We start from the raw sequence: 12,923 nt of genomic DNA, 5'->3' as shown, positions 1-12,923 counted from the left end.
ATCTATTGAAAAATGAGCATCATCCGAGTGTTGTTGTTTTCTCTTTTTGTCACCAACTTTAAAATTTAGATGTAAGAGCGATGAAGTAACTGCGCCCATATTCTGTATAATTGGATTCTGATTTTGGTGTTTTATCAAAAAGATTATTAATCCCCGCACGCATGGAAAAATTTTGTGTTGGGTCATATTTGACTGAAAAACCTGCCATATTATAAGCTGAAACATTCTGTGCAACAAGCGTTTCTGGATTTGAAACATAGTCCACTTGCTTGCCATAAAAATCCCAAGACCCTGTCAAATGTAGATCTTCGCGTGCTTTCCATGAAACTTCTGTGTGAACAGAATATTCAGGATCAGCAGAAAGCGGCATACCTGTTTCTAAATTTTTAGATTCAATCAGATAGGTTGCTGTATTTGTCCATGTCCAGTCAGGATGCGGATAAAGTATGAAACTGCCTTCCAAACCTTGTGTGCGGGCACGATCAACATTGACTTGTTCAACAAATTTCGTGCCTGCATCTGTAATCAAGGTTGCTGTGCGGGCTGAGGTGATTTTATCATCAATTTCATTATAGAAATAGGTAAGACCAGCATCAAACAGTGTGTTTGTGTAAAGCGCGCCAAACTCATAGCTGTTGCTTGTTTCTGGTTTTAAATCTGGGTTACCGACCATTTCACACGGGCCGCCAACAGCACCACACCCACGTCCACGTGACGTTTGTACCCAATTGGGGTTAAGCTGACGCAAATTTGGAGCTTTGAAAGCTTGCGCCCAACCAGCCTTAAAGGTCAAGTTTTCATTGACATCGTAATTGAAATAAATACGTGGGCTGGTATGCGTGCCAAATTCTTCATGTTGATCAACACGCACGCCAGCCGTCATTTTTAACATTTCGGTTAGCTTTATCTGATCTTCCATAAAAACAGCGGCAGTCCACATACTGGTGTCACTTGAACCCTCGCTTTGAGTGACAGTGTTAAACTTACCAAGATTTTCTGGATCGCTCATTTCTTCAAGTCGGTATTCAGCACCAACTGTCAGATCTTGATCAAAACCAAGTGTAAAGGGCATTGTTAAATGACCATCAACCGTATAGGTATCTAAAGTGATTTCTGTATCACCTGTGATCTGTCCTGCACGATTTGTTGTATTGTGTTTGTTTTCTGCCCGTTCAACATAAGCATTGATGGTGGATGTCCCAAAATCCCAATCCCCAACATGGCGAGCAGAAAATGTCGTACGGATAATTTGAGTTTTGGATGTGTCAATTTCGCCTTCACCCAAAACTGGTTTATATTTATCACGGCCTTTGCCAGCTGAAAATTCAAACATTTGGCCAATTGTCGGTGTCCATGTGAAGGTTGTGTTAAAGTCATAATTATCTGAACCAATAGGAAGCTGGATATCTTCATTTTGTCCAGGTTCACTCGGTTTTTGGCGTGTGCCACTGGCATAAGCCGCAACGCTTAATTCATCAGGCACAATTGGACCACTAATATATCCATTGACGCGTTTTGTGACACCGGTGCGGTCACTTTCAGGCTGGATCCATTCACCCGTGATCGAACCATGCCAACGATCTGTCGCTTTTTTTGTAATAATATTGATTACACCGCCCAAAGCATCAGAGCCATAAAGAGTTGACATGGGTCCACGCACCACTTCAATACGATCAATCGCATCAATGGGCACCCAGTCAAGATCACTGCGGTAATGGCGCATGGTTGATAAGCCAGCATTGACACGTTTGCCATCAACCAAAATCAGCGTATAGCCAGACCCCATACCGCGCATAGAAATACCACGCGTACCATCACTACCAAAGCCAACATTGACACCGGGAACTGTTCGTAACATTTCTGTCAAATCAGGCGCTGCTTTTTGCTGCAATTGCTCTTGATCAAGCACAGAAATACTGGCAGGTGCATTACGGATATTGGTGGCAACGGATGTGCCTGTGACAACCACACGGTCTAATACCGCATTATTGCTTACTGATAAATTTGTATCTTGAAGCGTGCCAGCCATACTTTCAATTGGCATTGTGCCAATATCGGCATTTTGGTCGATTTGACTTATCGCTGCTGCCTCTTGTGGCGTTTGTTGTAGCATTTCATCAGCTGGTAATTGCTGAGCCAATACTGGCGTAACCATTAATACACAGCTTGATAATAGAAGACATTTCATCAGCCCCATCAAATGATTGTTCATCCCACTCTCCAAATACTTGATAATTTTGGTCACATTAAATATTTTGTTCCTCTTGTCAAGGCATGTGAGAAAGAGATCTTTCTTAAGAAGATATTATATTTATGAATATAATTCAGTTGGTTATATCATTTTTATCTTTAGAAAAAAGATTGAGTTAAGAGACGTTCCAAACTAAATATGAGTAAAAATAGAAGGTTTTAATGGGAGTGTGGCATTTATGCACTAAACTGGTGTTTACGAGAAACAAAAAGATCTAATTATTCGTTAAAGTGATTCTATCTTTCGTTGATAATTTTGACTCATATGAGATGATGTGCATTGAAAAATGCTTATAAAAAAATTTTGTGATGAGGATTTGCCGCCCTTCTACATATGTCCTTTTTATGAAGATTTTAAAGAGTCTGATAAAACCATACTGAATGTTTAACAAGATAGTTTCTTGTTTTAAGAAAGCGACAAAAAAAAGAGTATTTTATACACAAAATTCGATAAAGGCACCTGCGGCATTTTGTGGTGAAACAACGATACTGCCTTGGGGTGTTTGCGCCCATGAAACATGACGTTCATCCAATGCTTTTTTCGTCTTTTCAAGCTGATCAACGTGAATGGAAAGCCCTGCATAGTGTTCTTGGGCTATTTCAGTTTGTAAAAGTGTTGGAAAACGGCGTTTTAAAGCGTTTATTGACATGATATAAAAGGATGCGGTGTCAATGCCCGTTTCAAGAATGAGGCTCTCATTCATGATTGTATGATCTGAATTTGTAATAATTTTTTGACGCTGAAACAAACGACCGAAGCGTTTTGCCGTTTCTTCTGGATGATCGGCAACAATGAAAATACCACCGAGAGCCAAAGCTCCATTTTGATGGCGACTTAAATGATTTTGCCATATGAGGTGAGGTGTTTTGTGTGCGCACATAAATAAGCGACCTTGTGGAATTTCGCTTATATTAAAATCTAGCGTTTCAAAATGAGCCGTTTCTTCATGTCCGTTCGCGGTTTGCAAAGGACGAGAAAATTTCTGAACATTATCGACATTGAAACCAAATGCGTTTAAAGATTTTTTTGCTTTTTCTGCATCGTCAATACGTGCAGCAACGGCGTGGAGCCCTTGGCCTAAATTCTCAAGTTTTTGGCGTTGAATGGTGCTGAGCGGTGTGTCTTCAATAATGCCTAACAATTCAATATAATCATTATAAAAGATGATTGTGTAATTCGCCGTTCCCATATGTGCGCTATGGCGTCCAAGCGGTGAAAGCTGAAAACCTAAGCGGCGATATCTCTCAGCACTTTCTTCCAAGTCGTCAACAAGAAGATAACAATGATCAATGCCTTTTACAGGATGGTTCATCAGTCTTTTTCCAGTTCTTATCATGTCTTCATAAAGACATATGAAATGTGTATGTGCTCTTTTCTTAAGCAAAATACAGTTGATAGGTTTTGCTGAAAATATGACATGAAATAGATGCAAAAATCTTCAAAAGTTTTTGTGCATTATTTTTTATGCATTGACAGTATACCTTTTTCATTTTGCATGAAAAATATCATTTCAGAGCAAATTTAGTCTTTTAAGTATAGAGAACACGACGATATGAAACCAGTATAAGCTTTTTGCAGTGAGTGTGAAAAAGAAATAAATTTTCTGATTAAAACGCATATTTAAAGAAATTTTTTTAATGAGGCTTTATATGTGTTAGAATGCGAATTTTTAAAATCTGTTGATCTCCATAAAAGGATGCACATGCATTATCTTCATGCTCATATGCAATAATCTTCTTCTATAAGAGGAGGGCTGTTTTTTGATGATTAATCAATGATGTTACTGCTGTATTTTGAATGCTTATAGTCAAATATTTTATTAAATTCAATTTTAAAAGAATATTTTTTTAATAATACCCTTTTCAAGGTGGAGTTATCCGTTCAAAACTCAATGGAAAATACTATCCTTATTCTTTAAATGAAGGATAAGGACACGATGATATGCGACCTTTTTTAAAATCTTTTTTAGTGGTCAGTGCACTTTTTAGTGCTATGAATTTTTCGTTTGTTGGTGCAAAGGCACAAGAGACAAAAAGTGCTGAAGCACCTATTGAAGGGGGCACGCTTATTTATCTTGATAAGCAGGTGCATACCAATCTTTATCCACCACTTGCTGGTACATATACTAATGGCGGAATTTTAAATCAGATTATTGATCGTCTTACCTATCAAAATCCTAAAACGCTTGAAATTGAGCCTTGGCTTGCTACGTCGTGGGAAGTCAATGATGATGCCAGTGAATATACATTCCACTTGCGTCCAAATGTGACTTTTTCTGATCAAACGCCACTAGATGCACAGATTGTTGCCAATAATTTTGATGTTTATGGTCTTGGAAATACACAATTGCGCCAGCCCATTTCAGAGGTTGTGAACAATTATGAGCGTAGTGAGGTGGTTGATCCGTTGACAGTGCGCTTTTATTTTAAAGCACCATCTCCGGGTTTTTTGCAGGCAACATCGACGATAAATTCAGGCATTATTGCTCAAAAGACGTTGGATTTACCGTTTGATCAGATGGGCGATGCAACAAAAATTATTGGATCAGGCCCTTTTGTGATTGAAAGTGAAACATTAGGCAAACAAATTCTTTTAAGCGTTCGTAAAGATTATGATTGGGCCCCACAAAAATCTCCCCATCAAGGACGTGCTTATCTAGATGAAATGAAATTTTTAACCGTACCTGAAGACAGTGTGCGTATTGGTGCTTTGATAGCAGGTCAAGCCCATTTTATTCGTCAATTGCAGGCTTATGATGAAAAACGCGTCGAAGATGCAGGCAATATTGTGTATTCAGTCTCAACACGTGGGGTCAATAATTCAGTAATTTTTCGCCCTGATAATCCACTTGTTCGTGATGTGAAAGTGCGTCAGGCATTGCTTCATGCCACAGATCGACCAGAAATTCTGAAAACCCTTTATTCCGACCATTATCCGCTTGCAACGTCTATTATGGCGCATAATGCTTTTGGTTATTCTGATCAAAGTGAAAAATTAAAATTTGATGAGGATTTGTCCAATCGCCTTCTTGATGAAGCGGGTTGGATAATGGCGCATGATGGTAAACGGGAAAAGAATGGGAAAAAACTTATTTTAACTGCTTATGAAGCCGCACAACAACCTCAAAGTAAGGCAATGTTGCAATTAATTGCGCAACAATGGAAACGTGTGGGTGTTGTTTTGAATGTGAAAAATTATGATGGCACAAATAGTGTGATTGATAATCTTGATCCTGAAAAAACCCCTGTGGCGACATCAATGGTGGGGCGAGCTGATCCAGATGTTCTTAAAAGTCTATATTATCCTAAAAATCGAGATTCATTGTTACAAAAGGGCGGTATAAGCGATAAGGTCCAAAACTTTGTTGATGAAAAATTGAACAAAGAACTTGAAGATATTGCGAAAGAATCCGACCCGCAAAAGCGCAATGAATTATTGATTGAAGCCACCAATCACATGCTTCAAAAAGCTTATGTCATCCCAATTTTTGAAGAACCGCAAGTTTATGGTGGCGCGGCTTTTGTGAAAGGCGTTGGTTTTGAAGCTGTTGGACGTCCAAGCTTTTATAATAGCTGGATTGCTCAGTAAATTTAAAAAATAAATGCAAGTGAAAAGAGACAATATCAATAATAACGCCACCATAAAAGGACACAAAATTGAATGAAAGTTTCAATCTTGTCCTGTTTTTGTGCAGCTTTTTTATAAAGTGTTTGTGCGTTTATAAAGTCAAGAAAGATCTTCATATTATTGAAAGAAAGGGGATGAATTTTCGATTTATTTTTTACTCTGCTTAAAGATCGACCAAACCAAGACCGTATATCGAATTTGAATAAAAAAAGGAAATGATCGATGCTTCGATACGTTATTGCGCGTTTAGCCCAATCACTCATCGTGCTTTGGGCAGCTTTTACTTTTTCTTTTCTTTTGCTGCAAATCTTGCCGGGGGATGGTGTTCTTTTAAAATTTTTAAATCCAGAATATGGTCTTAATGGTGAAGAAATTGAGCAATTACGCAAAAGTTATGGTGTCGATGCGCCGCTTATCCATCAATATTTGACAAGTCTGAGCAATTTTTTAAAAGGTGATTTTGGCTATTCCATACAAGCAGGCGTGTCGGTGTCACAACAATTGGCAACCAATATACCTCCAACATTAAAACTTGCGGGTCTTGCTTTCCTTCTGGCAGTTGTTTTAGCTTTTTTAATCGCGTTTCTTTCGTCGTTTTCTCGTTTTGATTGGCTTAAAAATATCTTTTTGTCTTTGCCGGGATTATTTACAGCCATACCACTTTTTTGGTTAGGTATTCTTTTTATACAAATATTTTCTTTTTATCTTGGTTGGGTTTCAGTCATTATACCTGGTCCCATAGAAGCAATGATTTTACCTGTTTGTGCACTTGCAATACCCATTTCTGCGCCTTTGGCACAAATTTTAATGCGCGCCCTTGATGAGATCGAAACACGCCCCTTTATTCCAGTTGTTGAAGCCAAAGGCGCGTCACGCTTTCGTATTTTATGGTTTCACAGCCTACGCAATTGCGCTTTGCCAGTTTTGACAATTGCGGGCCTTCTTTTTGGTGAATTGATAAGTGGAGCCGTGGTAACAGAAACTGTTTTTGGCTTAAATGGTATTGGTAAAATGACGGAACAGGCGGTGCGTTCACAAGATGTTACTGTATTGCAAGCCATTGTTGTACTGTCAGTTTTTGCCTTTGTTATTATTAATTTGGTGATCGATCTTATTTTTCCGCTGATTGATCCGCGCTTAAAAATTCGGACAAAAAGAGGGGCACTCTAATGGATCGTTTATTTGAAACAAACATTTTGAAGCCACGTATCAAACATTTTGGCGTTGTGTTTAAAAAACCAGATCTTCTTGTTTGTCTTTTGGTGCTTTTTTTGGCTCTTGGATTTATTATGATGCCTTGGGTTTTTAGTGCTTATAATCCGATAGAAGAGGTGGGGCCTCATTTGAGTGCGCCCAGTTTTGCACATTGGCTCGGTACGGATGAACTGGGTCGCGATCTTTATTCGCGTATTGTTTACGGTGCGGTTTATTCTCTAAGTGGTGCCATGGCAGCGGTTATTTTTGGTTTTATGATTGGTGGTCTGTTGGGACTTTTTTCTGGTTTTGTTGGCGGTCTTTTTGATGTGGTGGTGATGCGTTTTATTGATATGCTTTTATCGATACCATCGCTTCTTTTATCTTTGAGTCTTATCACGCTTTTAGGTTCTGGAACATTGCAAATTGCCGTCGCGGTTGGTGTGCCTTCCATTGCAGGTTTTACACGTTTGTCACGGGCGGAAGTGGCGCGCATTCGAACAGCTGATTTTATTGAGGCTGCTTTTGGTTCTGGCGCTTCATTTTTTCAAGTGCTTTATCGTCATGTTTTGCCTAATGCTTTTTATACACTTATTGGATATAGCGCATTGCAATTTGGGCATGCGCTTTTACAAATCGCGACTTTGGGTTTTTTGGGCTATAGTGTGCAACCGCCAACACCTGAATGGGGATTGTTGATTGCTGAAGGACGCAATTATGTGGCAACAGCGTGGTGGCTTACAATCATGCCGGGGCTTTTTGTTATTGCTGTGGTGATTTCAACTAATCGATTAAGCCATTTTATCACAGCAAGGGGGGCTTTATGACAGCACCACTTTTACGAATTGAAGATTTGTCTATTGCTTATCAAGATCATCATCAGTGGAGACGGGTTACGCATCATATTGGTTTTGACATGCAAAAGGGTGAAGCTCTGGCATTGGTTGGAGAATCAGGCTCGGGAAAAACAACGACAGCACAATCCATTCTTGGACTTTTGCCCAAAAATGCTCGAATAGAAACGGGGCATATTTTCATTAATGGTCATGATATTTCTCGATGGTCTTCAAGGCGTTTGCGATTTTTACGTGGCAAAATTATTTCTTTGATACCACAAGATCCTTCATCTTCTCTTGATCCTTTGATGAAAATTGGTCACCAAATAGCAGAAATTTTCCATATTCATAAAACTTTAGCAAAACATCACATTAAAAGCCGTGTTATTGAACTGTTGGAAGAAGTTGGATTTTCAGAAGCTGAAAAGCGCGCCAATCAATATCCTCATGAATTATCAGGTGGTATGAAACAGCGTGTGTTAATAGCCATGGCGATTGCATTAAAGCCTGATCTTATTATTGCCGATGAACCCACATCAGCCCTTGATGTCACGGTGCAAAAACGTATTCTTGATTTGATTGATGGCTTAAAGCGTGAGCATGGCGCATCTCTTCTTATGGTGACACATGATTTGGGTGTTGCATCAGATCGGGCTGAGCGCATTATTATTTTACAAAATGGGCGGATACAAGAGGTGGGGAAAAGTCAGATCGTGCTTTCATCGCCTCAGTCAGATTACACAAAAAATCTTGTCGCTCATGATCCAGCATTAAGCCCTATTAAGTTTCGAAAAAAAACTATTTCAGACGATATCGTCATTTCTGTTGACAATTTAATGGTCGATTATAAAGGCAATGATAAAGAAAAAAAAACAGTTTTTCGTGCGGTTAATGATGTCTCTTTTCAGGTGGCACATGGTACAACGCATGCGCTTGTGGGGGAGTCTGGGTCAGGAAAAACAAGCACTATACGTGCTTTATGCGGCTTTATAACGCCAACAAGTGGCAAAATAAAGATAAACGGGATGGATGTCACTCATTTAAAGCCTAAAGAATTGCGTGCTTTTCGCCGTCACTTACAAATGGTGTATCAAAATCCTTTTGGTTCTCTTGATCCGCATTATACTATTGGTCAAATTATAGAAGAGCCTTTATGGAATTTTGACCATCACGATAAATTTGAGCGTCGGCAACGTGTTTTGACTTTGCTTGATCAGGTTGAATTGCCGCAATCTAGTTTAGAGCGTAAGCCTCATGCCCTTTCAGGTGGACAGAGACAGCGAGTGGCGATTGCCCGTGCGCTTATTTTAGAACCTGAAATTCTTGTTCTTGATGAAGCCGTTTCTGCACTTGATGTAAGCGTACAAGCACAAATTTTGGCATTGCTTGAGCGATTGCAAAAAGAACACGCACTCACCTATCTCTTTGTGAGTCATGATCTTTCAGTTATTCGCCAAATTGCCGATACAGTAAGCGTTTTAAAAGATGGCATTGCACTTGAGACAGGCTATGTTGAAGATATTTTTACAAAACCACACCATGCCTATACCCGTATGTTGATTTCTGCCATTCCGGGAAAAGCCAATGCGCTTCACCATTCATTGATGGGGGCATCATTATAATAAGATGTATTAGAAAGTATCTAAGGAGGATTGCACATCCCTAATTATTGGAAAAAACAAGTATAGGATGAGAAAAAAGAAGCCTTAAAAAATGAAAACTTAGCTAAAGTTTTTTAGTCAATGGTTTTTCGATAAAAACGTTATCATAATATATTATAATATGAAAGATTTAAAGCAATCTTAATAGCTCGGCAAAACGATTTGGCTTAAAGACAATAATTCTTATCTTATCTGGTATTAGGCTTGCATGGAACCATAAATATTTCATATAAAAAGTGTGTGTTATATACATTGAGAATATAGGCATTCTTAATGATGTTGACCATATTTTTTAATAAGAAATATTAGCCCATCAATAATAGATATGCCAAGCGCACCACATAAAAAACCAGCCAAACCTATAATTTTTTCAAGCAGCACATAATCAGGATGGATAAAATCATATTTATCAAGAAGATGATGAATGGTTTGGGCAACAAGTTCTGCACCATATATGGCGCATAAAGCACCGCCAATCCATTCTGTGACACGTTTTGCCCAATTGCGGGATGGTCCATTTATTTGTGTTACAAACGCCCCCAATGCTCCGGCAAGGGCGGTAATAGCTGTATAAATGATAGCACTAAACCAGTCGGGCGGTATATTCTTATCAGGCATAATCTTTTCCATAAAAAAAGCCCGCCAAAATGGCGGGCAATAATGTTTTAGCTTAGAAGGTTTCGACAATTAGTCTTTTTTGTTTTTTAAATAATCAAGAAGTGTTTTATTAAATATTTCAAGATCATCTGGCGTACGACTGGTTATAAGGATTCCGGGTCCACCTTTGCAGACAACAACGTCTTTATCTTTCCACTCACCACCTGCATTGATAAGATCAGTTTTGATATTATGCACTGAGGTCAATTGACGTCCCTTTATCACATCGGCTTCGGCTAAAGTCCAAGGGGCATGACAAATCGCGGCAACGACTTTTTCATCATGCAGCATGTCTTGAACAAATTTAAGGGCCTTTTTTTCTGCCCGTAAAGTGTCTGGATTAGCAACGCCGCCAGGCAAAACGAGGGCAAGATAGTCTTTGGGATTCGCTTGGTCTAAGGTTTTATCGGCGTCAAATGTATCTTGTCGATCCAAACCATCGCGTCCTTGTACAGTGCCAGACTGAATGGCAATCAAATGGGGTTCATAACCAGCCTCTTTAACAGCTTTCCATGGGGAGGTGAGTTCAACTTGTTCGATACCGTCATTGGCGGTTAAGAATGCGATATTTTGGTTGGCCATTGTTGTAACCTTTCTTTCAATTTATCTCCGTTCTCTTCACCAAGTTTATTTAAGGCGCAAAAGTTCCATTATGTCCAACATTTTTTTATTTTTCCAAAGCGGTCTGTTGCTAGTATCCAACGTGATATTTCCGTTTCATGATTGGCGAGATACGCAGGATTATTGACTTTCGGTGGTTTTTTCCAACCGCTGCAAGACGGCGGTACATTGGTCTGACATGCCGCCAAGGGCAATGCACAAATCAACAGCATTAAGATTGGATATTTCATGGTCAATCGTTTCCCTTTTTTGAAAGGCTTCAACAGCTTGTTGTAAGCTTGCTTTTTGTGCTGATAGGCGGCCATAAAAAAAGCCACTTAAAAAAGCGGCGATCAAAAAAAAACACATTGCTATGAGAGCAATGAGTCTCAAACGGATAGAGCGCATCATAAAATATACTCACGTCTATTGCGTTGCATTTTTCATACGTTTGACAAAATGGAAAACACCAACACATGCGCCGATGACCATAACGCCAGCAAGTGCCCATTGGAATGGACCATGCCCTGTTGCAAAACCCGTTAATCCAGACGCCGCACCAAGAAGAGGAGCAACCACTTCTGGTTTTAAAACTACATGGCTTTGATCCGTTTCTGGCGTGATATAATTGGAAGAGACAAAATCGCCCTTAATCCATAATGCGCCTTCTGCACGACGACGATTCACCAAGCCTTTAATTTTACGCCCGCCAGCATTGACCCATTTCATCAATTCTGAAGGCACAGCATCATAGTCGCCTTCATTGAGTTTTTTCAACAATGTTGAGCGCCTAAAAGCACCGATACCAACATTATAGGTAAAGGAAACAAGAGTGGCAAATTGATGATCGTTGAGTGTTACAGTGACAGCATTTTCGACTGTTTGTTCATATTGTGTCAAATCTTGGATCAAAATAGTTTCTGCTTCTTTTTCACTCATCTTCATGCCAGCTTTTGGTTTTGGTTCACCAGCAGCGGCTGTGTAGCCATAACCGATCGTCCAAACACCTGCGACATCGCGATAGGCGTTTAAACGCAAGCCTTCCCATTGTTTGATATGGTCAAGACTTGTTTGATTGATTTTACGTGTCATTGGTTTTCCTTTCGGGCATAAAAAAAACCGCAAAAGCGGGTTAAAAAAATTAAAAATCACCGTTAAAAAAGTCTCATGGACGTTTTTTCAAAACCTTTTATAATTTTGGTGTTATTTTAAAAATTGCTTTTCTTTTGAATAATAAATGTGTGTTTGTCTTTCATTACGCTTATAGTGAAGGTTGTGTTGTTTATTGACAAATAGTGATAAGCATTGACTTTCATGACACATAAATGTGCATTGAGTGTCTGATACATTCATGATGTATAAAGACTATTGCTCGTGTCACTTTCTTTCATGATTTTGGGGTGTGTGGTTTGTGACTAAAACGAAACTCTTGCGTTTTTTTTAGCCTTATAAGATGAGTTATTACGTTATCCGATAAAAAGAGTATAATGTCTTATCTCTTTTTGAGAGCATGATCATTTTGATTGATTATTATGAAACGATCTTTCATGATAGGCAGTCAATGCTAAATATGAATATAAAATGTTTTGAATTATAGTGCATGCACATACAGTTTTTTAAAGGAAAAGATATGAAAAAACTATATTTGTCCTTGGTAGGAATTTTTTTTCTTTTATTGCCAATCACAGTGTCTACAAGCGTTTTGGCCGAAGACAATCCGCTCAGTGTTCATGTTTTGAATTTGCAAAGTGGTTTGCCTTCTCAAAATGTGGTGGTCACGCTGGAAAAGCAAGAAGGTGATAGCTGGAAAAAGCTCAATGAAGCAACCACTAATGAACAAGGTCGTATTGGAGCGCTTTTTCCAAAAAATGAACCCTTAACGAAGGGTATGTATCGTGTGGTTTTTAAAACAGGAGATTGGTTCAAAGCACAAAAAGAAAAAACTTTTTTTCCTGAAATACCGGTTATTTTTCAAGTCGATGGCACTTTGAACCACTATCATATTCCGTTGCTTTTGAGCCCGTTTGGTTATTCAACGTATCGTGGCAATTAAAGACTTAGCATTGTTACTGAAAATGAAAACAATTAAAAACATCT

11 protein-coding genes are annotated in these 12,923 nt (G+C 38.9%); 5 read left to right on the top strand and 6 right to left on the bottom strand.

Features of this window, described 5'->3' with window-relative positions; genetic code table 11:
• Positions 1 to 58 precede the first annotated feature (58 nt).
• Together ME5_RS08555 and ME5_RS08550 are read right to left on the bottom strand one after the other, a co-directional pair.
• A complete protein-coding gene (locus ME5_RS08555; protein WP_008040262.1) occupies positions 59 to 2,212 on the bottom strand; it encodes a TonB-dependent receptor domain-containing protein in 2,154 nt (717 codons plus the stop codon).
• A gap of 472 nt (positions 2,213 to 2,684) precedes the next feature.
• Positions 2,685 to 3,563 (bottom strand): VOC family protein, encoded by an 879-nt coding sequence (locus ME5_RS08550; RefSeq protein ID WP_008040260.1) that lies wholly within the window; start codon positions 3,561 to 3,563, stop codon positions 2,685 to 2,687.
• Positions 3,564 to 4,192: 629 nt separating this feature from the next.
• Between ME5_RS08550 and ME5_RS08545 the strand changes: the two genes are divergently transcribed.
• The 4 genes from ME5_RS08545 to ME5_RS08530 all read left to right on the top strand — a co-directional run bounded on the left by ME5_RS08545 (position 4,193) and on the right by ME5_RS08530 (position 9,530).
• Positions 4,193 to 5,839, top strand: a complete 1,647-nt coding sequence (locus ME5_RS08545) for a TIGR04028 family ABC transporter substrate-binding protein (protein WP_008040258.1) — start codon at positions 4,193 to 4,195, stop codon at positions 5,837 to 5,839.
• A 261-nt stretch (positions 5,840 to 6,100) separates the two neighbouring features.
• Entirely contained in the window at positions 6,101 to 7,048 is a 948-nt protein-coding gene (locus tag ME5_RS08540; protein ID WP_008040256.1) for an ABC transporter permease, read from the top strand.
• On the top strand, positions 7,048 to 7,899 hold the full coding sequence (locus ME5_RS08535) for an ABC transporter permease (RefSeq protein WP_008040254.1): 852 nt from the start codon (positions 7,048 to 7,050) through the stop codon (positions 7,897 to 7,899). Before ME5_RS08540 ends, ME5_RS08535 begins: the two co-directional genes overlap by 1 nt.
• On the top strand, positions 7,896 to 9,530 hold the full coding sequence (locus ME5_RS08530; RefSeq protein ID WP_008040252.1) for a dipeptide ABC transporter ATP-binding protein: 1,635 nt from the start codon (positions 7,896 to 7,898) through the stop codon (positions 9,528 to 9,530). Before ME5_RS08535 ends, ME5_RS08530 begins: the two co-directional genes overlap by 4 nt.
• 309 nt (positions 9,531 to 9,839) lie before the next feature.
• Here the strand turns inward: ME5_RS08530 and ME5_RS08525 are convergent, their stop codons facing one another.
• The 4 genes from ME5_RS08525 to ME5_RS08510 all read right to left on the bottom strand — a co-directional run bounded on the left by ME5_RS08525 (position 9,840) and on the right by ME5_RS08510 (position 11,918).
• Complete coding sequence (locus tag ME5_RS08525) at positions 9,840 to 10,187, bottom strand: hypothetical protein (RefSeq protein ID WP_008040250.1); 348 nt, start codon at positions 10,185 to 10,187, stop codon at positions 9,840 to 9,842.
• Positions 10,188 to 10,256: 69 nt separating this feature from the next.
• Positions 10,257 to 10,808, bottom strand: coding sequence for a type 1 glutamine amidotransferase domain-containing protein (locus tag ME5_RS08520; protein WP_008040249.1), 552 nt, complete (start codon positions 10,806 to 10,808; stop codon positions 10,257 to 10,259).
• Between the two features lie 159 nt (positions 10,809 to 10,967).
• A complete protein-coding gene (locus tag ME5_RS08515) occupies positions 10,968 to 11,237 on the bottom strand; it encodes a hypothetical protein (protein ID WP_008040246.1) in 270 nt (89 codons plus the stop codon).
• A gap of 15 nt (positions 11,238 to 11,252) precedes the next feature.
• Positions 11,253 to 11,918, bottom strand: a complete 666-nt coding sequence (locus ME5_RS08510) for a lysozyme (protein WP_008040244.1) — start codon at positions 11,916 to 11,918, stop codon at positions 11,253 to 11,255.
• A gap of 538 nt (positions 11,919 to 12,456) precedes the next feature.
• On the opposite strand from ME5_RS08510, the gene uraH reads away from it, so the two are divergent.
• Positions 12,457 to 12,879 (top strand): hydroxyisourate hydrolase, encoded by a 423-nt coding sequence (gene uraH, locus ME5_RS08505; protein ID WP_008040242.1) that lies wholly within the window; start codon positions 12,457 to 12,459, stop codon positions 12,877 to 12,879.
• Positions 12,880 to 12,923 lie beyond the last annotated feature (44 nt).

Source organism: Bartonella tamiae Th239 (assembly GCF_000278275.1).
Classification (GTDB): Bacteria; Pseudomonadota; Alphaproteobacteria; order Rhizobiales; family Rhizobiaceae; genus Bartonella; species Bartonella tamiae.
This window is presented reverse-complemented; position numbering and strand designations above follow the sequence as displayed.